19 protein-coding genes are annotated in these 22,765 nt (G+C 66.0%); 11 read left to right on the top strand and 8 right to left on the bottom strand.

Annotation, left to right across the window (positions count from 1 at the left end; translation table 11 throughout):
- Nucleotides 1-31 precede the first annotated feature (31 nt).
- Together J0A90_RS10160 and J0A90_RS10155 are read left to right on the top strand one after the other, a co-directional pair.
- Complete coding sequence (locus J0A90_RS10160; protein WP_207034903.1) at nt 32-1,231, top strand: fumarylacetoacetate hydrolase family protein; 1,200 nt, start codon at nt 32-34, stop codon at nt 1,229-1,231.
- 95 nt (nt 1,232-1,326) lie between these two features.
- Nucleotides 1,327-2,499, top strand: a complete 1,173-nt coding sequence (locus J0A90_RS10155) for an L-rhamnonate dehydratase (protein ID WP_207034905.1) — start codon at nt 1,327-1,329, stop codon at nt 2,497-2,499.
- Between the two features lie 97 nt (nt 2,500-2,596).
- Here the strand turns inward: J0A90_RS10155 and J0A90_RS10150 are convergent, their stop codons facing one another.
- Nucleotides 2,597-3,526 carry a LysR substrate-binding domain-containing protein gene (locus J0A90_RS10150; protein ID WP_207034907.1) on the bottom strand — a complete coding sequence of 310 codons (930 nt, stop codon included), beginning with the start codon at nt 3,524-3,526 and terminating at the stop codon, nt 2,597-2,599.
- A gap of 364 nt (nt 3,527-3,890) precedes the next feature.
- Here J0A90_RS10150 and J0A90_RS10145 point away from each other — a divergent pair, with 364 nt between their 5' ends.
- From J0A90_RS10145 to J0A90_RS10120, 6 genes are all read left to right on the top strand, one after another.
- The gene (locus J0A90_RS10145; RefSeq protein WP_207034909.1) at nt 3,891-5,195 is read left to right on the top strand and encodes an L-fuconate dehydratase; all 1,305 of its coding nucleotides are present in this window, start codon (nt 3,891-3,893) and stop codon (nt 5,193-5,195) included.
- 97 nt (nt 5,196-5,292) lie between these two features.
- The gene (locus tag J0A90_RS10140; protein WP_207034910.1) at nt 5,293-6,381 is read left to right on the top strand and encodes a TRAP transporter substrate-binding protein; all 1,089 of its coding nucleotides are present in this window, start codon (nt 5,293-5,295) and stop codon (nt 6,379-6,381) included.
- Between the two features lie 93 nt (nt 6,382-6,474).
- Complete coding sequence (locus J0A90_RS10135; RefSeq protein WP_207034912.1) at nt 6,475-6,963, top strand: TRAP transporter small permease; 489 nt, start codon at nt 6,475-6,477, stop codon at nt 6,961-6,963.
- A complete protein-coding gene (locus tag J0A90_RS10130) occupies nt 6,960-8,216 on the top strand; it encodes a TRAP transporter large permease (protein ID WP_106418247.1) in 1,257 nt (418 codons plus the stop codon). Before J0A90_RS10135 ends, J0A90_RS10130 begins: the two co-directional genes overlap by 4 nt.
- A 16-nt stretch (nt 8,217-8,232) precedes the next feature.
- The gene (locus J0A90_RS10125; RefSeq protein WP_207034914.1) at nt 8,233-9,660 is read left to right on the top strand and encodes an FAD-binding oxidoreductase; all 1,428 of its coding nucleotides are present in this window, start codon (nt 8,233-8,235) and stop codon (nt 9,658-9,660) included.
- Nucleotides 9,661-9,745: 85 nt separating this feature from the next.
- Complete coding sequence (locus tag J0A90_RS10120) at nt 9,746-10,636, top strand: NAD(P)-dependent oxidoreductase (RefSeq protein WP_207034915.1); 891 nt, start codon at nt 9,746-9,748, stop codon at nt 10,634-10,636.
- Nucleotides 10,637-10,716: 80 nt separating this feature from the next.
- Here the strand turns inward: J0A90_RS10120 and J0A90_RS10115 are convergent, their stop codons facing one another.
- Nucleotides 10,717-11,715 (bottom strand): GntR family transcriptional regulator, encoded by a 999-nt coding sequence (locus J0A90_RS10115; protein WP_233076678.1) that lies wholly within the window; start codon nt 11,713-11,715, stop codon nt 10,717-10,719.
- Nucleotides 11,716-12,063: 348 nt separating this feature from the next.
- A complete protein-coding gene (locus tag J0A90_RS10110) occupies nt 12,064-13,779 on the bottom strand; it encodes a DEAD/DEAH box helicase (RefSeq protein ID WP_233076677.1) in 1,716 nt (571 codons plus the stop codon).
- A gap of 505 nt (nt 13,780-14,284) precedes the next feature.
- Between J0A90_RS10110 and J0A90_RS10105 the strand changes: the two genes are divergently transcribed.
- On the top strand, nt 14,285-14,776 hold the full coding sequence (locus J0A90_RS10105; protein WP_207034919.1) for a YaiI/YqxD family protein: 492 nt from the start codon (nt 14,285-14,287) through the stop codon (nt 14,774-14,776).
- A gap of 43 nt (nt 14,777-14,819) precedes the next feature.
- Here J0A90_RS10105 and J0A90_RS10100 read toward each other — a convergent pair whose 3' ends face one another.
- Entirely contained in the window at nt 14,820-15,824 is a 1,005-nt protein-coding gene (locus J0A90_RS10100) for a glutathione S-transferase family protein (protein WP_207034922.1), read from the bottom strand.
- Between the two features lie 163 nt (nt 15,825-15,987).
- Nucleotides 15,988-16,950, bottom strand: coding sequence for a LysR family transcriptional regulator (locus J0A90_RS10095; RefSeq protein ID WP_207034924.1), 963 nt, complete (start codon nt 16,948-16,950; stop codon nt 15,988-15,990).
- Between the two features lie 469 nt (nt 16,951-17,419).
- Between J0A90_RS10095 and J0A90_RS10090 the strand changes: the two genes are divergently transcribed.
- A complete protein-coding gene (locus J0A90_RS10090; RefSeq protein ID WP_207034926.1) occupies nt 17,420-19,129 on the top strand; it encodes a peptidoglycan DD-metalloendopeptidase family protein in 1,710 nt (569 codons plus the stop codon).
- 410 nt (nt 19,130-19,539) lie between these two features.
- Nucleotides 19,540-20,955: a PhoH family protein gene (locus tag J0A90_RS10085; RefSeq protein ID WP_035476467.1), complete on the top strand. Its 1,416-nt coding sequence runs from the start codon at nt 19,540-19,542 to the stop codon at nt 20,953-20,955.
- A gap of 121 nt (nt 20,956-21,076) precedes the next feature.
- Here J0A90_RS10085 and J0A90_RS10080 read toward each other — a convergent pair whose 3' ends face one another.
- From J0A90_RS10080 to J0A90_RS10070, 3 genes are read right to left on the bottom strand one after another with little or no spacing between them, the layout of a single operon-like run.
- Complete coding sequence (locus tag J0A90_RS10080; protein WP_207034928.1) at nt 21,077-21,316, bottom strand: hypothetical protein; 240 nt, start codon at nt 21,314-21,316, stop codon at nt 21,077-21,079.
- A 57-nt stretch (nt 21,317-21,373) separates the two neighbouring features.
- Nucleotides 21,374-22,015: a DUF938 domain-containing protein gene (locus tag J0A90_RS10075; RefSeq protein ID WP_233076676.1), complete on the bottom strand. Its 642-nt coding sequence runs from the start codon at nt 22,013-22,015 to the stop codon at nt 21,374-21,376.
- Between the two features lie 12 nt (nt 22,016-22,027).
- Entirely contained in the window at nt 22,028-22,693 is a 666-nt protein-coding gene (locus J0A90_RS10070; protein WP_207034930.1) for an alpha/beta hydrolase, read from the bottom strand.
- Nucleotides 22,694-22,765: the final 72 nt, after the last annotated feature.

Here is a 22,765-nt window from a genome sequence, read left to right as displayed (position 1 = left end):
TCACCCCTGATCATCGAGAGCTGGTTTTCCCATGACGCAAGCCCAAGCACCCGACCGCCTGCCCGAGTCACTCGACTGTCTGCCCGAGGACGCCGATCGCGCCCTGCTGGTGGGCCGCGCCTGGCTGGGCGACGATCCGCAGCGCGGCGGCCCGGCCATCGTCGCCGTGCGCGGCGATGCCCTGGTCGATCTCTCCGCGCATGTCGCCACCATGGCCGACCTGCTCGAGCACCCCGACGCCGCGGGCCTGGTGCGCGACGCCGAGGCACCGCTGATCGCCCCGCTGGCGACGGTGCTGGCCAACAGCGCCGCGGCCGAACCGCTGGCGCCCTATCTGCTCGCGCCCTGCGACGTGCAGGCGATCAAGGCCTGCGGCGTGACCTTCGCGGTCAGCCTGCTGGAGCGGGTGATCGAGGAGCAGGCCGGCGGCGATCTCAACCGCGCCGCCGAGCTGCGCCGCGAGATCCAGACGCTGATCGGCAGCGACCTGTCGCGCATTCAGCCCGGCTCGGAAGAGGCGATGACGCTCAAGCGCGAGCTGCAGGCGCGCGGCGCCTGGTCGCAGTACATGGAAGTGGGGATCGGACCGGATGCCGAGGTTTTCTCCAAGGCGCAGCCGCTCTCCGCGGTGGGCCACGGCGCCCGGGTCGGCCTGCATCCGGCCTCGCAATGGAACAATCCGGAGCCGGAGATCGTGCTCGCGGTGGACGCCCAGGGGCAGGTGCGTGGCGCCAGCCTGGGTAACGACGTCAACCTGCGCGACGTCGAGGGGCGCAGCGCACTGCTGCTGGGCAAGGCCAAGGACAACAACGCCTCCTGCGCCATCGGCCCGTTCATCCGCCTGTTCGACGCCCACTTCGGCATCGACGACGTGCGCCAGGCGCGGGTCTCCCTGCGTATCGAGGGCAGCGACGACGGTTTCGTGCTCGAGGGCGACAGCGACATGCGCGAGATCAGCCGCGACCCGCTCGACCTGGTGAGCCAGACCCAGGGGGCGCACCATCAGTACCCGGATGGCTTCATGCTCTTCCTCGGCACCATGTTCTCGCCGATCCAGGATCGTGACGGCGAAGGCCAGGGTTTTACCCATCACCTGGGCGACCGGGTCGATATCAGCACGCCCAAGCTGGGGCGGCTGAGCAACGTGGTCGCGCGCAGCGACCAGCTGCCGCCATGGACCTTCGGTATTCGCCGCCTGATCGCTCACCTCGCACGTCGTCAAGGCGCGTGAGGTATCACCCCGTGGCGGCCGGCTCAGCCGCCACGGGGTGAGCCAAGCCGCTGTGCGATCAGTGACCTGAGTCTCTACACGACGAGGAACACGCCATGAAAATCACCCGCGTCCGCGCCCGGGTCTTCGAATGGAAAGGCCACACCGTCCCCCCGACGCCGCATTTCTGTGCCAACGCCATGGACGAGCTGTGGGACAAGAGCGACTCCATGGGCAGCTTTCGCTTCCACGGCTGGACCGTGGTCGAGGTCGAGACCGACACCGGGCTGGTGGGGCTGGGCAACGTGGCGCTCGCGCCGCGTGTCGCCAAGACCATCATCGACCAGTACCTGGCGCCACTGGTCATCGGCCAGGACCCGTTCGATTACGAATATCTGTGGCAGCGCATGTATCGCGCCACCCTGGCCTGGGGCCGCAAGGGGATCGGCATGGCGGCGATCTCGGGCGTCGACATCGCGATCTGGGATCTGATGGGCAAGGCGGCCGGTCAGCCGGTGTTCAAGCTGCTCGGCGGGCGCACCAAGGAAAAGATTCCCTGTTACGCCTCCAAGCTCTACTGCATGGACCTGCCGGCGATGCAGGAAGAGGCGCAGTCGTATCTCGACCAGGGCTTCAAGGCGATGAAGATGCGTGTCGGCTATGGCCCCAAGGATGGATCGGCGGGCATGCGCGCCAACCTCGACCGTGTCGCCGCGGTGCGCGAGGTGATCGGCGATGACATCGACCTGATGATCGACTGCTACATGGGCTGGAATCTGGATTACGCCAAGCGCATGCTGCCCAGGCTGGAGCCTTTCCAGCCGCGCTGGGTGGAAGAGCCGGTGATCGCCGATGACATCGATGGCTATGCCGAACTCAATCGGCTGACCAGCATTCCGATATCCGGTGGTGAACATGAGTTCACCCATTACGGCTTCCGCCAGCTGCTCGAGAAACGCGCGGTCTCCGTCATCCAGTACGATACCAACCGGGTCGGCGGCATCACTGCAGCGCGCAAGATCAATGCCATGGCGGAAGCCTTCTGCGTGCCGGTGGTCCCCCACGCCGGTCAGATGCACAACTACCATCTGACCATGGCCTCCCTCGCCTCGCCCATGTCAGAATTCTTCCCAGTCCACGATGTCGAGATCGGCAACGAACTCTTCTACTACCTGTTCGAAGGCGACCCCGAGCCGGTCGATGGCTGCCTCGACCTCGACGATGGCACCCCGGGGCTGGGGCTGTCGCTCAACGAGCGCTACTTCGATCAGTTCCACATCATCGAATGACACCGCCCTGTCGCCGCGTGACACCGTCAACGTGAAGGCGCGAGCCGCTGTCCCGAGCTGAGAGGATAGCGGCCGCGCCGGTCTCGCGATGCGACGCTCAGCCTTCGGAGCGCGTCATCAGCAGTGAGATGAAGGCGTCCACCACCTCGGCGCGCTCCTCGCCCTTGCGCGTCATCACCCCGTAGTAGCCCAGCGGCTCGCCGATGGTCAGCGGCAGCGCGGCGAAGCGCCCGGACGAGATCGCCGTGCGCAGTATCGAGGTGGGCAGCAGCGCGATGGCGTCAGAGGCGCTGACCAGTTGCAGCGTGGTCTGGGTCGAGGTGGTCTCGATCACATTGCGCGGCGAGCGCACCTGGGCCTCGGCCAGGGCCACCTCGAACAGGCCGCGCATGGGGCTGGAGGTGGGGTGCATCACCCACGGCCAGCGCACTACCTCGGCCAGGGTCGGGGTGTGCTGGCACAGCGGGTGGCCGGCGCGTACCACGATCGAGACCGGCTCGGCCTGCAGCGGCAGGAAATCGAACAGGTGGTGCTGGGCCGGTTCGGTATAACGCCCAAGCACCACGTCGAGACGCTTGTACTCGAGATCGGCCAGCAGACGATCGCTGGAGTTTTCCTGCACGTTCACCGCCAACTGCGGGCGCTCATGCTTGAGCTGGATGATCGCCTGCGGCAGCAGTACCGGTGCCGCACCGGGGACGCTGCCGATCACCAGCTTGCCGTGGCCACCTTCGCGCAGCGAGATCAGATCGTCGATCAGGCGGTCGGTGTCGTTGAGAATACTGCGCGCATAGCGCACCAGCATGCGACCACCGCTGGTCAATGTCATCTGCCGTGGCTGGCGCAGAAAAAGCGCCATGCCAAAGAAGTTCTCGATGTCCTTGAGCATCTTGCTGGCCGCAGGTTGGCTCATGTTCATGTGCCGCGCAGTGGCGTGAAGACTACGACTTTCGTCGAGGGTCACCAGCAGCACGAGGTGCTTGATACGCAACCAGCTCTTGATGTGAATTCGACTATCGTGGGACATGTGCATCCCTGCCTTTATTCTTTGGTCAAAGACAATAACCCCGGGTTATTCCAGTTGCAAAAAAAACGATTATTCGGGGCTCTATCGCTCCTTTAGGCTGTCCTACAGGCACTATCTGAAAAGTACTGCGCTCGCCCACGCGGCGTTAAAAATCGGCTCAAGATGCTCATTTACACGGCGTAAACTGGAGCGCCAGCCCGGTCCGTCTTCGCCGATTTTTGCCTTGCCTGGCCTTCGCTCGTCGACTTTTCAGACAGCACCTGATCGCCGCCGAGGCCATCGATTGAGGTCTCGAGAATTGGCGTATTCCCCGACAATAGCGCGACCTATTTCGTGCCGTAAGCCATAAGGAAAACCGCGCCCCATGACGACCATTCAGCGCGTCGAAGCCCAGGACATTCGCTTCCCCACCTCGCGTGAGCTCGACGGCTCGGACGCGATGAACGCGGCGCCGGACTATTCGGCCACCTACGTCATCCTGCACACCGATGCGGACGATGGTATCAGCGGTCACGGACTCACCTTCACCATCGGCCGCGGCAACGAGATCTGCGTCGCCGCGGTCAACTCCCTGGCCTCGCGCCTGGAGGGCCGGACGCTCGAGGAGATCACCGCCGACATGGGCGCCTTCTGGCGCGACCTGACCAGCGGCGACAGCCAGCTGCGCTGGCTCGGCCCGGAGAAGGGCGTCATCCATCTGGCCTGCGCGGCGATGGTCAACGCGGTGTGGGACCTGTGGGCCAAGCGCGAGGGCAAGCCGGTGTGGCAGCTGCTCGCGGACATGACCCCGGAGGCACTGGTCAAGTGCCTCGACTTTCGCTTCATCAGCGACGCCCTGACCCCGGAAGAGGCGATCGCGCTGCTGCGCCGCCAGGCGCCGACCAAGGCCGAGCGTGTGGCGCAGCTGCGCGAGCACGGCTACCCCGGCTACACCACCTCGGCGGGCTGGCTGGGCTACTCGGAAGAGAAGATGCGCAAGCTCTGCCGCGAGGCGCTGGACGAGGGTTGGCGCCACTTCAAGCAGAAGGTGGGCGGCGACATCGAGGAGGACCGCGCCCGTGCCCGCATTCTGCGCGAGGAGATCGGCCCCGATTGCACCCTGATGATGGACGCCAACCAGATGTGGGATGTCGACGAGGCGGTCGCCAACATGCGCCGGCTGGCCGAGTTCGATCCGCACTGGATCGAGGAGCCGACCAGCCCCGACGACATTCTCGGCCACGCCGAGATCCGCCACCGTCTGGCGCCGATCGGCGTCGCCACCGGTGAGCACTGCCACAACCGCGTCATGTTCAAGCAGCTGTTCCAGGCCGAGGCGCTCGACTTCTGCCAGCTCGATGCCGCCCGCCTGGGCGGGCTCAACGAGGTGCTGGTGGTGGTGCTGCTGGCGGCCAAGTACGGCATCCCGGTGTGCCCCCACGGCGGTGGCGTGGGCCTGTGCGAGTACACCCAGCACATCTCGATGTTCGACTACATCGCGGTCTCCGGTTCGCTGGAGGGGCGCCTGCTCGAGTACGTCGACCATCTGCATGAACACTTCGAGGCGCCGGTGCAGATCCACCGCGGCCGCTACCAGCTACCGGATGCCCCGGGTTACGGGGTGACCATGAAGGCGGCGTCGCTCGCGGCCCACCGCTACCCCGACGGCAGCGCCTGGCACTCCGCCTAGCGCCGTCCCCCCGGCAGGCGCGGTCGCCCGCGACAAGCCACAACAAGGTGGCACCGCCCTGCCCCTGACCACCAGCCCACATGCTCTGGAGTCGAAGATGAAAACAACCACACGTACCCCACGTACCCTGCCGCTGCGCCGCTCGCTGATGTCGCTGCTGACCGCCGGCGTGCTCGGCCTGGGCAGCCTGTCGGCAGTGGCCGCCACCGAGATGCCGCCGCTGCCCGAGGTCAAGGGCGATGTCGTCCAGGGCGACGGCAAGGACTACAGCCTCAAGTTCAACATCGGTCTGACCCAATCCAGCGCCCAATATCGCGGCCTGGAGTACTTCAAGAAGATCGTCGAGCAGCGCAGCGACGGCCATATCCAGGTGCAGATGTTCCACAGCGCCCAGTTGGGTGACGATCTGCAGTCGGTGAGCGCACTACAGGCCGGCACCCTGGAGATGACCTCGCCCTCGACCTCGCCGATGGTCAACATGTTCCCGCAGTTCGCGGTGTTCGATCTGCCGTTTTTGTTTCCCAAGCCGGAAGTCGCCGACAAGGTACTCGATGGCGAGATCGGCCAGCGCATGCTGAAGGAAGCCTCGACCAAGGGGCTGGTGGCGATCGGCTGGTCGGAGAACGGCTACCGTCAGCTGACCAACAGCAAGCGCCCGGTCTCCAAGCCGTCGGATCTCGACGGTCTCAAGATCCGCACCATGCAGAACCCGATCCACCTGGATATCTGGCGCACCCTGGGGGCCAACCCGACACCGATGTCGTTCGCCGAGCTGTTCACCGCTCTTGAGCAGCACGTGGTCGACGGCCAGGAGAACCCCTGGATCACCATCAAGTCCTCCAAGTTCAACGAGGTGCAGCAGTACGCCACCGAGACCAACCACGTCTACACGCCCTTCATCACGCTGGTCTCCGAGCGCTTCTGGAACCGCCTGCCGGCCGACTACCAGCAGCTGCTGCGTGACGCTGCCAAGCAGATGGGCGACTACGAGCGCCACGTCAGCCGCAGCATGAACGACCAGATCAAGCAGGAGCTGAAAGACGAAGGCATGCAGATCACCGAGCTGACGCCGGCCCAGGTCAAGGTGTTCCAGGACAAGCTGGAGCCGGTCTACGCCAACTGGCGCGACAAGATCGGCGGTGACCTGATCGACAGCATCCGCCAGGCCGCCGCCTCGGCCCAGTAATCCCGCCCCCGCGGCCGGTCGAGAGACTGGCCGCGTCTCATTGTCGGGGGCGTGCCGGCCTGGCCGTCACGCCCCGCTTGCTCGGAGAGCGCGATGACCGCTTCCTCGTCCACTGCACGCGGCGTGCTGGGGTGGCTCAAGCTGACCCTGGAGATCGCCGTCGGCCTGCTCGTGCTGGGTGTCGTCTTCTGCGTCACCGCCAACGTCTTCGGCCGCTATGTGCTCAACTACTCCTACACCTGGGCCGAGGAGATGTCCCGGGTGCTGTTCATCTGGCTGGTGCTGCTGGGCGCCGGTGTAGGCAGTCTCGGCAACGAGCACGTCGCGGTGACCTTCTTCCGCGACAAGGCACCGAGCGCGCTCAAGCGCGCCGCCTCGCTGCTCGCCATCGCGGTGATCTATATCGTCTGCATCTGCATCCTGTTCGGCTTCCGCGATCTGATCTCGGGCTACACCAGCGCCACGCCGATGCTGGGCATTCCGCAGACCTTCCTCTACAGCGCCATGCCGGTGATGGCGATCCTCACGCTGATCGCCAACAGCGTCGCGCTCGTCGCCCTGCTGCGAGGAAAAACAGCATGATTCTCTGGAGCATTCTCGTCGGTCTGGCGATCTGTATCGTCATCGGCATGCCGATCTCGTTCGGCCTTGCCGCCATTACCCTGTTCATCTTCTTCGAGTCGGACTATGCGCTGTCGCCGATCGTGGCGCAGGCGGTCAACGGACTCGACTCCTTCCCGCTGCTGGCGATCCCGCTGTTCATACTGGTCGGCGAGGTGATGAGCGAGGGCGGCATCGCCACACGCCTGGTCCGCCTGGCCAGCGCCCTGGTCGGCTTCGTCGCCGGCGGCCTGGGCCAGGTCGCGGTGCTGACCTCGATGTTCTTCGGCGGTATCAGCGGCTCGGCGGTGGCCGACGCCTCCGCCGTCGGCAGCATGATGATCGAGCCGATGAAGCGTCACCGCTACAGCGGGCCGCTGGCCACGGCGATCGTCGTCGCGGCCTCGGTGGTGGGGATCATCATCCCGCCGTCGATCCCGATGATCCTGTTCGGCGTGGTCACCAACACCTCGATCTCGGCGCTGTTCATGGCGGGTATCGTGCCCGGCATTCTGATCACCCTGGGGCTGGCGGTGACCACCTATGTGCAGTCGCGCAAGAACGGCCGCGGCCAGCCCTTCTCGCTGCCGGAGCTAGGCAGCGCGCTGAAGGACGCCGCCCTTGCCCTGCTGCTGCCGGTGATCATCGTCGGCGGTATCCTTTCGGGGGTCTTCACCCCTACCGAGAGCGCGGCGATCGCGCTGGTCTACGCCTTCGTGGTGTCGTTCGTGATCTATCGCAGCCTCAGCCTCAAGCGCTTCTTCCAGCTCTGCATCAACACCGGCAAGCTGACCGGCGTGGTGATGCTGCTGCTCGCCTTCGCCAGCGTGCTGGCGTGGCTGCTGACCGCCAACATGATCCCGCAACAGCTGGTGGTGACCCTCTCGGCGCTGACCGACAACCGCTTCCTGCTGCTGCTGATCCTCGCCGCCTTCCTGCTGGTGGTGGGCTTCTTCATGGACCTGACCCCGGCCATGGTGATCCTGGCGCCGCTGATGACCCCGGTCGTGGTCAAGCTGGGCATCGATCCGGTCTACTTCGGCGTGCTGATGTCCTTCATCCTCGGCATCGGGCTGATCACGCCGCCGGTGGGCACGGTGCTCTACGTCGGCTGCGGCGTGGGCAAGGTGGGCATGGAGAGTCTGGTCAAGAGCCTGCTGCCGTTCTATTTCACCCTGCTGGGCCTGCTGGTGTTGTTCCTGGTCTTCCCCGGCATCGTGCTGTGGTATCGCTGAGCATAGGGAGACGACGATGACCCGCGACAACGCCCTGATCGGCGAACTCGAAAAATTGCTGGGCGCGCGCGGCGTGCTCACCCAGGCGGATGACCTGGCGCGCTACCGCACCGACTGGACCGGGCGCCGCGGCGGCATGCCGCTGGCCGTGGTGCGCCCGGAGAACACCGCCCAGGTGGCGGATATCGTCGCCTACTGCCATCGCCACGACGTACCGCTGGTGCCCCAGGGCGGACACAGCGGGCTGGTGTGCGGGGCAATGCCGGACGAGGAGTGCGCCGAGCTGGTGCTCAGCCTGGAGCGCATGAACCAGGTACGCGAACTCGACCCGCTCAACTTCAGTCTGAGCGTGGATGCCGGCTGCGTGCTGCAGACCATCAAGGAGGTGGCCGAGGAGGCGGACTGCTACTTCCCGCTGGCCCTGGGTGCCCAGGGCAGCTGTCAGATCGGCGGCAATATCTCCACCAACGCCGGCGGGCTCAACGTGCTGCGCTACGGCATGACCCGCCAGCTAGTGCTGGGCCTGGAAGTGGTACTGCCCGACGGGCGCATCCTCAGCCACATGCGTGCGCTGCACAAGAACAACACCGGCTACGACCTGAAGCAGCTGTTCATCGGTGCCGAGGGCACGCTGGGGATCGTCACCGGTGCGGTGCTCAAGCTCTTCCCCAAGCCCCGGGTCACCCGTACCGCCCTGCTCGCCTGCGCCGACATCGAAGCGGTGCTGGCGCTCTATGCCCTGGCCCGGCGCTGCTGCTGCGATCTGCTCACCGCCTTCGAGCTGATCCCGCGGCACTGCCTGGAGCTGGCCATGCAGGCGGCACCGGACCTGCGCGACCCGCTCGACGCGCCCCACCCCACTTACGTGCTGATGGAGGTGGCGGCGAGCGGCCCCGCCGATCTGGATGCGATGATCGAGGCGCTGTTCGAACAGGGGGCCGAGGCGGAGCTGCTGGTCGACGGCGTGCTCGCCGCCAGCGAGGCCCAGGCCCAGCAGCTATGGCTGATCCGCGAGGCGATGCTGGAGGGCCAGCGGCAGACCGGCGAGCATCTGCGCACCGATATCTCACTGCCGATCTCGTCGCTGCCGCTGTTCCACGCCCAGGCCAGCCACGCCATCGCGGAGGCCTGCCCGGAGGCGACGGTGATCGCCTACGGCCACATCGGCGACGGCAACCTGCACTTCAACATCCTCCCGCCGGCGGCGCTGACGGAGGCCGAGCGCCTGCCGCTGCTCCACGATCTGGAGCTGCGCCTGTTCGAGATCGTCGAAGCGTTCGACGGCAGCATCAGCGCCGAGCACGGTATCGGACGGCTCAAGCAGGCCGCCTTCCTCGATACCCTGCCGGGGCCGGAGTACGACCTGATGCGCGGTATCAAGCATCTGCTCGACCCGCGCGAGCTGCTCTCGCCGGGGCGTATCCTGCCGCGCAGCGGCGACTGAAGCCGGCGCCGGCGATAAGCCCCGCCCCACGCCGGGCCGCGCGCGGCGCCCTCGGCAAGACGAAGTCAGGTAAGGACAAGGCGAGATGACCACACAAAGACGCGTCGGTGTTCTGGGCACCGGCATCATGGGCGCCCCTATCGCCCGCCGCCTGGCCGCTGCCGGCTATGCCGTCAGCGCCTGGAACCGCAGCCGCGACAAGCTGGCACCGCTGGCCGATCACGCCATCCATCTCGCCGCCACCCCGGCGGAGGCGGCTGATGTCGACACCCTGATCGTGATGCTCAGCTCCGGGCCGATATGCGACGAAGTGCTGCTGGGCGACGACGGCGCGATCGCCGCGATGCCCGCCGGTAGCCGGCTGATCGTGATGAGTTCGATCCCGGTGGCCACGGCCCGCGCCCAGGCCGAAGCCGCCGCCGCGCGGGGTATCGACTATCTCGACGCGCCAGTCTCCGGCGGCGAGCGCGGCGCCATCGACGGCACCCTGGCGATCATGGTCGGTGGCGAGGCCAGCGCTTTCGAGGCCAGCCGCGAGCTGCTGAGCCACCTGGGCCGCCCCACCCATGTCGGGCCCGCCGGCTGTGGTGAACTGGCCAAGCTGGCCAATCAGATGATCGTCGCCAACACCCTGGCCACGGTGGCCGAGGCGCTGCTGCTGGTCGAACGTGGTGGGGCCGACCCGGCCCGGGTGCGCGAGGCGCTGCTCGGCGGCTTCGCCGACTCGACCATCCTCACCCAACACGGCGAGCGTATGCTGGCTGGAAACTTCACCCCCGGGGGCCCGGCCAAGTGGCAGCACAAGGACACCCAGACCGCTCTGGCCGAAGCCGCCAGCCTGGGCCTGGACCTGCCGCTGAGCCAGCGCGCCGATGCCCTGTTCGGCGCCATGCTCGACCATGGCGACGGCGATCTCGACCACAGCGGCATCATTCGTGAGCTGCGCCGCCACAATGGTCTACCGGTCGATGGCTGATGGTTCGATGGCTGACTGGGCGATGGCTGACTGGGCGATGGCCTGAGCGCGCAGCCACCGGATAACGTGATGGCCGCGGCTCAGCAGCGGCTGAGCCAGCGCAGATAGGCGGGAATGCGGATATCGCCATCGCGCTGGAAGTTGACCAGCCGCGCCTGCACCAGTGACTCGGAGCAGGCCAGATGATCGCTCAACGCCTGACTGGCACGTGTCGCCTGCCCCGCCGCCAGCGCTTCGAACACCTGGCGGTGGGCGGCGAAGAAGGGGTCCTCCGGCGGCAGCGCGATCTCGCCCCCCAGCAGGTGCTTGCTGATCAGCAGGATCGGCCGCGTGCGCTGCAGCATCGACAGCAGCTCGTCGTTGGCACCGTGGATCAGGGCGTCATGGTGCAGATCCTGCTCCAACGCATCCAGCCGCCCCGGGTCGATATGCGGATAGCGCCGCTCGGCCTGGGCCAGCCGCTGCAGATAGCGCGCCACGTCCTGAGCCCCGATACGCGTGCACGCCTTGCCGATCATGAACGGCTCGAGCAGGCGGCGCGCCTCGTAGAGCTGGTGCAGCCGGTCACTGTCCAGCGGCACCACGTTCCAGCTCGAATACTTGACCTTGGCCACCACGCCGAGGGACTGCAACTGCAGCAGAATGCGGTGGGTCACGCTGCGACTGACGTCGAGCGTACGCGAGAGCTCCAGCTCGTTGAGCTCCAGGCGCCCCTTCATCGACCCGAGCACCACGTCGTGCTCGACCCGTTCGGCCAGTGCGCGCCACGACTCGGTGCGCTTGACCGAGGCGCGCCCGCCGGCGGCACGGAAGTCGGCCGCGGTGAGCGAACGCCGCACCACCTCGCTCGGCTCGCCGCCGACCACGTAGCCACGCCCTTCGAAGCGGCTGATCGCCCCTTCGTCGTACAGCCGCGCCAGGGTCTGGCGCACCGGCGAACGGCTCATGCCGAAGATCTCGGCGATATTGCTCTCCAGCAGCACCAGACCGGGCTCGAGATGGCCGCTGGCCATGCTGCGCAGCAGCGCCTGGTAGAGCTGGTCCTTGAGCGTCTTGACCATATCGTTAACCTTAGCCATCGGGGCACACCGCGTCGGCGCGACACCTGTCTCGATTCAGCGAACAAAAACGATTATTGCACACCATGATCATTGGTCGCTGTCCGACCATGGCCCAAGCCGGTGGCGGCGGGCGCGCGGCTCCTACCCCGCCAGTAGCAGAGGGTGTTGACAAATTCGGCGAGCGAAGACGAGACAAGGCGAAATTGGCCGAAAAGACGGAGTTTACGGGGTGTAAATGAGTACTTTGAGGTCGATTTCAACGCCGTATCGTCGAGCGCAGGCATTTTGTAAACACCCTCTCAGAGGCACACACAAAAACGCCGCCCCTGAAGATCAGGGGCGGCGTGGGACCAGCAGTGCCTGGGATCAGGCGCGCGAGCGGCGCATCGGCGCATCGCCGTCGTTACGGCGGCGCGGTGCACGCTCCGGCGCGCCCTGATCTTCGGCGATCTCCAGCGAGCGACCGGCGACCCGAGCACGTGCCATCTTGGCCAGGATGGTGCTGGGCAGGCCGCTGGGCAGCTCGACCACCGAGAAGGCGTTGCGGATGTCGATACGACCGATACGGGCGCCTTCGATACCGCCTTCGTTGGCCAGCGCACCGACCAGCTGGCCGGGCTTGACGCCATCCTTGTGGCCGACCGAGACACGATAGCGGGTCATGCCTTCACGCGGGGCACTGTCGCGGCGACGCGGGCCACGCTCGCGGCCGGCATCGCGGCCACCGTCACGCGGGTTGTCGCGGCGCGCAGGGCCGGCGGTGATACGCCCGATCGGGGCTTCACCGGCGCGTGCCAGGGTCGCCATGGCGGCGGCCAGATCGATGGGGTCGTGACCCTCTGCGACCAGCTTCTCGATCAGCTCACGCTGCTGGCCGGCACCGGCTTCGAGCATCTCGAGCAGACGCGCACTGAAGCGGTCGTCGCGATGGGCGCGGATGGCGCTCTCGTCGGGCAGCGGCATCTCGGTCATCGGCTGGCCGGTGGCCTGCTCGACCCAGCGCACCTTGCGCGTCTCGCGGCCGCCGGCGAAGGTGATCGCCACGCCGTCACGGCCGGCACGGCCGGTACGCCCGATACGGTGGATGTAGGCTTCCGAATCCTGCGGCAGATCGTAGTTGATCACGTGGGTGATACGCGGCACATCGAGGCCACGCGCCGCCACATCGGTGGCCACCAGCACGTCGACCTTGGCGCGCTTGAGCCGAGTGATGGTGCGCTCACGCAGGCTCTGGTCGAGGTCGCCCGAGAGGCCGGCGGCGTTGACGCCACGTGCGGTGAGCTGCTCGACCAGCGTGGTGCAGGCGGCACGGGTGCGCACGAAGACGATCGCGGCATCGACAGGCTCGACTTCGAGGATACGCGCCAGCGCTTCGAGCTTGCTCGGGCCTTCGACCCGAACCACACGCTGCTCGATGTTCTCGCCGGTGCTGACCTTGGATTCGATCGCCACCTTGACCGGATCGACCAGATAGCGGTTGACGATACGCTCGATCTCGCTCGGCAGGGTGGCCGAGAAGAACACCCGCTGGGAGTCGCTGGGCGCATCGGCGACCACGCGCTTGACGTCGTCGATGAAGCCCATGCGCAGCATTTCGTCGGCCTCGTCGAGCACCAGGGCGGAGAGCCCTTCCAGCTTGAGGCTGCCACGATCCAGGTGATCGATGATCCGGCCCGGGGTGCCGACCACCACCTGAGCGCCGCGCTTGAGCGCGCTCAGCTGCTCACGGTACTCCTGACCGCCGCACAGGGTGGCGATCTCGAGACCTTTCAGATTCTGACCGTACTTGGAGAACGAGACGGCCACCTGCTGAGCCAGCTCGCGGGTAGGTGCCAGTACCAGCACCTGAGGTTCACGCCGCTCGAGCTCGATACGGCTCAAGAGCGGCAGTGCGAAAGCAGCGGTCTTGCCGGTGCCGGTCTGGGCCTGGCCCAGCACGTCGCGGCCGTCCAGCAGCGCAGGGATGGTCTGCGACTGGATCGGGGATGGTGTTTCGTAGCCCAGGGTATCGAGGGCAGAGAGTACTTCCGGCAATAGCGCCAGATCGCCAAAGCTTGGCGTCGCAACTACAGTCGAGGTCATTTCACACCTTGGAGTGGCCGGTGGAGGTACCGGCGAAAATGTCATGGTGCCGCGGGCTTGTGGCCCGACCGACACCGGTCGCACCTGGCATTGTCACCGAGTCGGCGCGAGTGCCGGAGTCGGAGACGTCTGTGGCGACCTTGCTGCGCCCGATCGTGAGAGTCATCGATCGATAAAAGCGCGCCATCGTTGCATCCGGACGCAGAAGTCGGCTTGCGCCGTGCGTCGTACACGAGATACGTCCGGTAGTGGCATCGACTCACGGGTCGATGGCGTGGATTGCAGACATATCGGCAGGATGGTGGGGTCAACACATGCGAGGAAGCGCAACTATACCATGGGTGAAGCGCCACCTCCACCACGATCGTAAATTTCCTACATCTCCTCTCTCCTCCTCTTCCGCACACACCACTCCAGCCCTCTTGCGCCCCGACGGGAGGTGAGTGCGCGGCCTATCACCGCTAGAATCGCCGCTGCCAGCCACCCGATTCCAGGAGAAGCGCCGATGACCCAAGAGATACCCGAAGCGCGCGCGGACGCGACATCCGCCGTGACCCTGTGGGTCGATGCCGACGCCTGCCCGCGGCCAGCCCGTGAGATCATCCTGCGCGCCGCCGAGCGCACCCGCACCCCAACCTGGATGGTCGCCAATCACACCCTGCCGCTGCCGCCCTCGGCCTGGGTCAAGGCGCGTAGCGTGGCCCACGGCTTCGATGCCGCCGACGACCTGATCGCGGCCTCGGTGCGCCCCGGCGATCTGGTGATCACCAGCGACCTGCCGCTGGCCCAGGAGGTGATCGAGCGCGGCGCCGACGTCATGACCACCCGTGGAGAGCCACTGAGCGCCGACAACGTGCGCGCCAAGGTCCAGATGCGCGACTTCCTGGAGACGCTGCGCGCCAGCGGCGAGCAGACCCGCGGGCCCGACGCCTACGGCGACACCGAGCGGCGCGAGTTCGCCAATGCGCTGGACCGCTGGCTGCGGCGCCATACCTGAGGCGCCACCGGTGAAGCGTCAAATCTGACTCGATATCGCGGTATCAGGCGCGCTCGCGGATACCGTGCCCCTCCAGCCGCTCGCGGTCGTGGGGGCGCTCGAGATCCAGCTGCGGCCCCCGCGGCACGATGCGGGTCGGGTTGATGGTGTCGTGGCTGTAATAGTAGTGGCGCTTGATATGGTCGAAGTCGACCGTCTCGGCGATGCCCGGCCACTGGTAGATTTCGCGCAGATAGTTGGCGAGCTGCGGGTAGTCCTCGATCCGCCGGCGGTTGCACTTGAAGTGGCCGAAGTAGACCGCGTCGAAGCGGATCAGCGTGGTGAACAGGCGAATGTCCGCCTCGGTCAGCCAGGCACCGGCCAGATAGCGCTGCTCGGCGAGACGCGCCTCGAGCCGGTCGAGGCAGGCGAACAGCGCCTCGTAGTGTTTCTCGTAGACCGCCTGTTCGGTGGCGAAGCCGGTCTTGTAGACGCCGTTGTTGACGTTGTCGTAGACATCGGCGTTGACCGCGTCGATCACCTCGCGCAGATCCTCGGGATAGAACTCGAGCCGGTTGCCGGTGAGCCCGTCGAAGGCCGAGTCGAACATGCGCACCAGTTCCGCCGACTCGTTGTTGAGAATCCGGCCCTGCTGCTTGTCCCATAGCGCCGGCACGGTGACCCGCCCGGTATAGCGCGGATCGGTCAGGGTATAGAGCTGATGGTGGTACTCGACCCCATTGACGGCATCGCCGCTGGACCCTTCGTCGCGGTGATAAGACCAACCCTGGTCGAGCATCAGCGGGCTGGTGTGGGACACCCCGATCAGGCCATCGAGCCCCTTGAGTTTGCGCATGATCAGCGCCCGATGGGCCCAGGGGCAGGCCAGCGAGACATAGAGATGGAAACGCCCGGCCTCGGCGCGCACCCCCGGTTGCCCGTCCGGCCCCGCCTCTCCCTCGGCCGTGACCCAGTCGCGCAGCTTGGCGGATTCGCGCACGAACTCCCCGCCGTGGCTCTGGGTGTCGTACCACTTGTCCTGCCATTCACCGTTGACCAACAGGCCCATGCGTCTCTCCCTGTTCCGATATTCCTGGCGCACCGCGCCCGTCCGATATTCCCGGCGCGCCGCGCCCGCGATTCGCGTTAAGCATCATTCACTTTCAGCATAGAGCGCCGGAATCGAATATCGAGCGGATAAATTCGCTGCCACCGTTCGGCGCAGACGAACCTTAAGACTGTGGCGCGTCAGCCAGTGGGATCTGATGCGCCTGCGCCCCCTCTGGCAACAGCAAAGGCTCGGCATCACGGCAGCTGGTAACGGTCGCCTCGATCAGCGCCTGCGCCAAGGCCTGAGTCGCCGGGCCGGCGCCATCGATATCGCGATGGACGATCTGCAGCGAAGCGTAACGGATACCGCCGACCCGCAGCGGCAGCGCCTTCAGCCGGCCACCGTCGAGCGCCGCCTGGATACGCGTCTGCGGCACCCAGGCAAAGCCCAGCCCGCGCTCGAGCATGTCGATGGAGGTAGAGAGATGCGAGAGTGTCCAGCGCTGCTCGGCCTTCAGCCAGCCAGCGTCCAGCCGGTGGCGTACGGCGGAGTCACGCACTACCAGCTGGCGATGGCCTTCCAGGTCACGCAGATCGAGCGCCCGGCCCAGGCCGTGCAACGGATGCTCGGGGTGAGCCACGGCGATGAACGGAATGTCCACCAGCGGCTGCCCCAGAAAGCCCTGCGGGCTGAAGCCCGAGATGATCAGGTCGGCGCGCGACTCGTACAGCATTTCGACAGCGCCGTTGAGTACAGTCTCATGCAGCTGCACGCGCACGTGGGGGTAGGCTGCCGAGAAGCGAGTCAGCGCCTCGGCCAGCGCGCAGCCGGGGAAGATCTGATCCACCGCCAGCGTGATCTCCGCCTCGAGGCCGCCGGCAAGGCGTTCGGCGACATCCTCGAGCAGCGCTGCGTTCTCGATGAGTTGGCGTGCCCGGCGCAGCAGCATCTCCCCGGCTTCGGTCAGCACCACCTGGCGCCCCTTGGGCTCGAACAGCCGTACACCCAGCTGCTCCTCGATCTTGTGAATCGCATGGTTGAGCGTCGAAGGGCTCTTGTGGATCGCCTCTGCCGCCTTGGCGAACCCACCATGGTCGGCCACTGCCGCCAGCATCTGCCACTGCAGCAAGGTCACTCTCGGCATGCGCTCACCTCCGGCTGAAAACGCTCATGGGCCCGGAAAGAAGGGCCGCGCCCTTTTCAGTTTACCGCGTCGCGGGCATCGAGAAACCCGTTGCACGCAGCCATTCGGCCCGTACACTCTGGACGCGGGCACAGGCTTCGGGGGCACCCTTGCAGCGCCTATCGGGCAGCTTTTCTCGGCGTCATCGAAAACTCATACAAGGGTTTTACGCGGCACCATTGGCGCAAAATAGCGACGTTTTTATTGCACCATATTAGTGCGAAGCGCGGCGCGAACCGGGCGCTACCGGGCATGAAAAGTTAGGCTGCAAAACATCTGCTTGACACCGGGGCACTCTTCTCCGCACCCCATGGCCTCTGGGATTCGATGCTGTACATTAATACAGACTAGGCAATTAATACTGCCATGGGGTATGGTTCCCGAGCCTTTATATTAGTTTGTCACCTTTTTTACTCGGGCCTTCACCTTCATGCTGCGAATTTTCCATTCGCTACCCCGCACTCATAAAGTGCTGCTGCTTCCGGTCGCCACCATGGTCACCGTGCTGGGTACGCAAAAGATCATCGGCGTCTTCGACCACGCCGACACCGCGCAGACACCGATTTCCGTCGCTTCGACCGCCACACTCTCCCAGTCGATCATCGCCTCGGCTGGCGATCATGCCCTGACCGATGGTCATGACAAGGCGAGTGAGCCTTCGACACTCCAGCGTCTTTCCGACGATATACCGCTGGCGCAGTTGAAACCGCTGGAAGTCATGGATGTCGATCTGATTCCCCAGGCGCAGGCCAGCGAGGACATTCCCGCGGCCAGCACTACGACCGCCACCGGCTCGGCCACCGCTCCCGCTGCCCCGCTGCTCGCCGCCACGGCACTCAAGTCGGCCCTGGCGCTGGGCGCCAGCGGCCATGACTTCGCCGCCAACAGCGACAGCGACGACGATATCGGCGGTACCTCCTACGAGGACTGGACGTCCGACGGGATGCTCGACCCCAACGGCGATCCCGAGCTCGGCAGCGAAATCGCTTCGCATGAGCAGTACGTACCGGAGTGGCAGAGCTACACCATCCAGCCGGGCGACTCCTTCGCCTTGACCGCCGAGCGCACGCTGGGGCTGGAGTACAGCGATGTGACCCAGATCCTCGGCGCGGTGCCGGACAAGAAGGTACTGACCCGCTGGCGCGTCGGGCGGACCTTCGATTACAAGCTCGACGAGAATGGCCAGCTGCTGGCCCTGCGGGTGATGAAGAATCCCCGCGACGGCTATCTGATCGAGCGTGACAGCGAGACCGCCGAGTTCGCCTACTCGCCGATCGAGAAGGCCGGCGAGGCTACCCAGCGCATGTTCAGCGGCACCGTCAGCGGCTCCTTCGCGCTCTCGGCGCAGTCCACCGGGCTTTCTAGTGCCGAGGTCTCCGAACTGACCCACGTGCTCTCCAAGAAGCTCGATTTCCGCCGCGACGCCCGCGCCGGCGATCACTTCCAGGTGCTGGTCGAATCCGACATGATCGACGGCCAGTCGCTGGACTCCAAGATTCTCGCCGCCAAGTACGAAGGCCAGCGCATGGATCTGACCGTGGTACGCAACAGTGCCGACGACCACTTTTATACCCCGGACGGCAACGGTCTCGATCCCGCTTTCGACCGCTACCCCTTCCAGGGGCACTACCGCATCAGCTCGCCGTTCAACCTGCGCCGGCACCATCCGGTCACCGGTCGCATCAGCCCGCACAAGGGCACCGACTTCGCCATGCGTAGCGGCACCCCGATCGATGCCCCCGCCGACGGCCGGGTCGAGAAGGTAGTCAACCACCCGCTCGCCGGCAAGTACATCGTGATCCGTCACGACAACGGCTACGTCACCCGCTACCTGCACCTGAGCAAGGCGCTGGTGAAGCCCGGCGAGCGGGTCAAGATGGGCCAGGAGATCGCGCTCTCCGGCAATACCGGACGCACCACCGGGCCACACCTGCACTACGAGATCCTGGTCAACAACCGTCAGGTCGACGCCATGCGCGTGAAGCTGCCGGATTCGCAGAAGCTGACCGGCAAGGCGCTGGCCGCCTTCAAGCGTCAGTCGGAAAACCTGCTGGCCAAGCTCGATCAGGACAGCGGCGACGAACCGGCCATCGCCCAGGTCGATCTGCAGAAGACTCAGCGTGGCGACGACAGTATCTGATCGGTCTCATCTGATCGGTCTCATCTGATCGGTCTCATCTGATCGGTCTCATCTGATCGGTCTCATCTGATCGGTCCCTGGCCATTACAAGATCGATGGCCAGTACAAGACGAGCCCTGCCTTGCAAAAGCCCCGCCCAGTGCGGGGCTTTTTGCTGTCTGCTAGGGGTGAAAATCCATCGGCCAGCTGGCCTACCCCAGGGGCACCGATAATTTCCGTTTGCGGGGGTAGAAGTTTGCGCCACTTAGGCCCATTCTGAGACTGACTCCGTTACGTCAGGGAGGTAACGCCGACACCGTTCTTGCGTCCGACACGACAGTGGCACTGACGGAGTCTCCTGCCCGACATCGACTTGTCACGGCACTCTGTCAGGGTCGAGAAGCCTTGAACTCACAGGAGTGCTTTTGCCGATGGTGCGTATCGACAAGAAAGCGAACAGGCTCTACGTACTGGACACCAATGTCCTGATCCACGACCCCGCAGCCCTCTATCATTTCGAAGAGCATGATGTGGTCATCCCCATGACCGTGCTCGAGGAGCTCGACAAGCACAAGAACGGCATGCGCGAGATCGCTCGCACCGCCCGTCAGATCAGCCGCACCCTTTCCGATCTCACCGCCCACGTCACCCCCGAGGAGATTCAGCAAGGCATTCCCATCCCGCGCGCCAGCGGCGAACCCGCCGGCCGCCTGCGCTTCCTCTGCTATCAGGATCTGGAACCGCTGGAGACCCTGGAGAACTCTCCGGACAATCGCATTCTCGCCGAGACCTGCCGCCTGCGCCGCGACCGCCCGGATGCCTCGGTCATCCTGGTGACCAAGGACATCAATCTGCGAGTCAAGGCCGCCGCGCTCAAGGTGCCGGTGGAGGACTACCTCAGCGACAAGGCCTTCGACGATCTCGACGCCATGATCGAGGGCGCCAAGGTCTACGCCGACGCCGGTCGTGACGGCCACGGCCTGTGGGAGTCGCTGGATGTCGAGGTGATGGTCGAGCGTGCCGAGGGGCACACCCTCTACCATCTGGAAGGGACCATCCCCGAGGATTGGCATGTCGGCATGCTGGTCTCCGACAGCGACAACGGCGCCGACTTCGAGGCGATCGTGCGTAGCCACTCGCCCCGCCGCGCCACCCTGCAACTGCTCACCAACTACCGCCATCACGACGGCGTCTGGGGCGTCCACGCCCACGACAGCCGCCAGAACTTCGCCCTCAACCTGCTGATGGACCCGGAGATCGACTTCATCACCCTCGCCGGCAGCGCAGGTACCGGCAAGACCTTCATGACCCTGGCCGCGGCTTTCCAGCAGACGCTGGACGCCAAGCAGTTCGAACGCATCGTGTTCACCCGCGCCCCCATCCCCATGGGTGAGGACATCGGTTTTCTGCCCGGCACCGAGGAGGAGAAGATGTCACCGTGGATGGGTGCCTTCCACGACAACATGGACAACCTGCTGCGCGACGAGCGTGAGGGCTCGACCAGCTGGAGCGATGGCGCCACGCGCCAGCTGATCGGCTCGCGGGTGCAGATCCGCTCGCCCACCTTCATGCGCGGGCGCACGCTCAACGATACCTTCCTGATCATCGACGAGGCCCAGAACTTCACCCCCAAGCAGCTCAAGTCCCTGGTCACCCGGGCCGGGCGCAACACCAAGATCGTCTGCCTAGGCAACGTCGGCCAGATCGACACGCCCTACCTCACCGCCAACACCTGCGGCATGGCCGCGGTGGTCGAGCGCTTCCGCAACTGGCCCCATGCCGGACACATCACGCTCAAGAGCGTGGAGCGTTCGCGCCTGGCGCTGGCGGCCGAAGAGCTGCTGTAACCCTGATGTGACCAGACGGCGGGGGTTCGCCCCCGCCGCTCCCGCCAAAGACGAATCCCGATAAACGAAGAACCCCGGCGCCAAGGCCGGGGCTCGGGGGGTTGCGTGACGCACCGCCCACTTATTCGTCGTCGGTATCGGGCTTCTTGTTGTTGATCACATCCTCGATCAACTGCTCGGACTCGCTTCGCGGGGTCTCTTCGAGGATTCGTTCGGCCTTGTCCCAGGCGCATACGTCGGTGTTGCACGACGTGCAGAAGACGCGGTCGTCGGGCTGCTTGGCCTGGGAGACCTTCATCATGTGGCTGCCGCAGTTGGGGCAACCCTTGGGCATCCGGAACTCCACGGAAAAGTCTGACACGGCGTTACTCCTTGTCGGCCGTCGGGAATGACCTTCAGTGTAGTCGAGTCGTGGCGCTCAGGCCCGTGCGGCGCGGCGCCATACCAGACAGAGGTTGTTGGCGGGCATCTCGTGCACCTGCAGCGCCTCCAGTCCGGCCGCGGCGGCCAGCGCTTCCAGCGCCGTCAGATCGCGAATCCCCCAGCGCGGGTCACGCGCGCGCAGCGCCTCGTCGAAGCGGGCGTTGCTCGCGGCCAAGGGCGTCTCGGCGCGCTTGAACGGCCCGTAGAGCACCAGAAGCCCGCCCGGCGGCAGCTGGCGGCCGGCGCCGGCGAACAGCGCTTCGGCCACCGCCCAGGGCGCGATATGCACCAGATTGAAGGCGCACACCGCAGCCAGCTCCGCGACCTCGGGCCACTCGGCGGTGACATCGAGCGCCAGCGGCGCCAGCAGGTTGGGCGGCGCGGCGGCCTCGCGCCAGGCGGCAATCGAGCGCAGCGCCTCGGGGCTGGTGTCCGAGGGCTGCCAGCGCAGGCCGGGCAGCGCCTCGGCCAGGTAGACGGCATGCTCGCCGCTGCCGCTGGCGATCTCCAGCACACTGCCGCGGGCCGGCATCACCTGACGCAGGATCTCGCCGATGGGCCCGCGATTGCGCTGCGCCGCCGGACTCGATAGCCGCGGGTCGTCGGCTGCGCCGCCGATATCGTCCATGCTGTGCATCGCGATACTCGCTCAGCCCAGCCGCGCCTGGAGCCAGGCCGCGATATCGCTGGCCTGCTCGGGGCACAGGCTATGGCCCATGTCGTAGGTGCGATAGTTCACCGGGTAGCCCAGCGCCTCGACCCGCTCGGCACCCTCGCGGCCCAGCGCCTCGGGCACCACCGGGTCGGCGCTGCCGTGATGTACCTCGATCGGCAGCTGGCGATTTTCCTCAGCCAGGGCGATGCTGTCGGCGGTGGCGAAGTAGGTCGAGAGCGCGAGCAGCCCGCCCAGCGGCTGCGAGCACGACAGCGCCGCCTCGTAGGCCACCGCACCGCCCTGGGAGAAACCGGCGACGATGATGCGCCGGCTGTCGATGCCGGCAGCGATCTGCGCCTCGATCAGGCCGTGCACCCGCTCGGCAGAGGCGCGCAGCTGAGCGACATCGACCCGCCGCCCCAGATTCATCTCGAGAATGTCGTACCAGGCCGGCATGCTCATGCCGCCGTTGACGGTGACCGGCAACTGCGGCGCATGCGGCAGCACGAAGCGCACCGAAAGCGTCGCGTCCAGACCCAGCGCCGGCACCAGCGGCTCGAAGTCGTGACCGTCGGCACCGAGGCCGTGGAGCAGAATGACGCAGGCGTCGGCGGCGCGGCCGTGACTCGGCTCGACGATGAGTTCCTGGGCGGATGGCATGGCGGCTCTCCTGTCGCGTGAATTCGATGGGCGCTAGTCTAACTTGGCTGCCACCACCCTGCCCACGACGAT

The organism is Salinicola sp. DM10 (assembly GCF_017306975.2).
GTDB lineage: Bacteria > Pseudomonadota > Gammaproteobacteria > Pseudomonadales > Halomonadaceae > Salinicola.
Note: the sequence above shows the minus strand (reverse complement) of the source record. Positions and strands in the feature narration are given on the sequence as shown.

Excerpts from the sequence above, each read along its gene's own strand:
- J0A90_RS10160 (WP_207034903.1), top strand. The coding sequence starts at position 32 with ATGACGCAAGCCCAAGCACCCGACCGCCTGCCCGAGTCACTCGACTGT.
- J0A90_RS10155 (WP_207034905.1), top strand. The coding sequence starts at position 1,327 with ATGAAAATCACCCGCGTCCGCGCCCGGGTCTTCGAATGGAAAGGCCAC.
- J0A90_RS10150 (WP_207034907.1), bottom strand. The coding sequence starts at position 3,526 with ATGTCCCACGATAGTCGAATTCACATCAAGAGCTGGTTGCGTATCAAG.
- J0A90_RS10145 (WP_207034909.1), top strand. The coding sequence starts at position 3,891 with ATGACGACCATTCAGCGCGTCGAAGCCCAGGACATTCGCTTCCCCACC.
- J0A90_RS10140 (WP_207034910.1), top strand. The coding sequence starts at position 5,293 with ATGAAAACAACCACACGTACCCCACGTACCCTGCCGCTGCGCCGCTCG.
- J0A90_RS10135 (WP_207034912.1), top strand. The coding sequence starts at position 6,475 with ATGACCGCTTCCTCGTCCACTGCACGCGGCGTGCTGGGGTGGCTCAAG.
- J0A90_RS10130 (WP_106418247.1), top strand. The coding sequence starts at position 6,960 with ATGATTCTCTGGAGCATTCTCGTCGGTCTGGCGATCTGTATCGTCATC.
- J0A90_RS10125 (WP_207034914.1), top strand. The coding sequence starts at position 8,233 with ATGACCCGCGACAACGCCCTGATCGGCGAACTCGAAAAATTGCTGGGC.
- J0A90_RS10120 (WP_207034915.1), top strand. The coding sequence starts at position 9,746 with ATGACCACACAAAGACGCGTCGGTGTTCTGGGCACCGGCATCATGGGC.
- J0A90_RS10115 (WP_233076678.1), bottom strand. The coding sequence starts at position 11,715 with ATGGCTAAGGTTAACGATATGGTCAAGACGCTCAAGGACCAGCTCTAC.
- J0A90_RS10110 (WP_233076677.1), bottom strand. The coding sequence starts at position 13,779 with ATGACCTCGACTGTAGTTGCGACGCCAAGCTTTGGCGATCTGGCGCTA.
- J0A90_RS10105 (WP_207034919.1), top strand. The coding sequence starts at position 14,285 with ATGACCCAAGAGATACCCGAAGCGCGCGCGGACGCGACATCCGCCGTG.
- J0A90_RS10100 (WP_207034922.1), bottom strand. The coding sequence starts at position 15,824 with ATGGGCCTGTTGGTCAACGGTGAATGGCAGGACAAGTGGTACGACACC.
- J0A90_RS10095 (WP_207034924.1), bottom strand. The coding sequence starts at position 16,950 with ATGCCGAGAGTGACCTTGCTGCAGTGGCAGATGCTGGCGGCAGTGGCC.
- J0A90_RS10090 (WP_207034926.1), top strand. The coding sequence starts at position 17,420 with ATGCTGCGAATTTTCCATTCGCTACCCCGCACTCATAAAGTGCTGCTG.
- J0A90_RS10085 (WP_035476467.1), top strand. The coding sequence starts at position 19,540 with ATGGTGCGTATCGACAAGAAAGCGAACAGGCTCTACGTACTGGACACC.
- J0A90_RS10075 (WP_233076676.1), bottom strand. The coding sequence starts at position 22,015 with ATGCACAGCATGGACGATATCGGCGGCGCAGCCGACGACCCGCGGCTA.
- J0A90_RS10070 (WP_207034930.1), bottom strand. The coding sequence starts at position 22,693 with ATGCCATCCGCCCAGGAACTCATCGTCGAGCCGAGTCACGGCCGCGCC.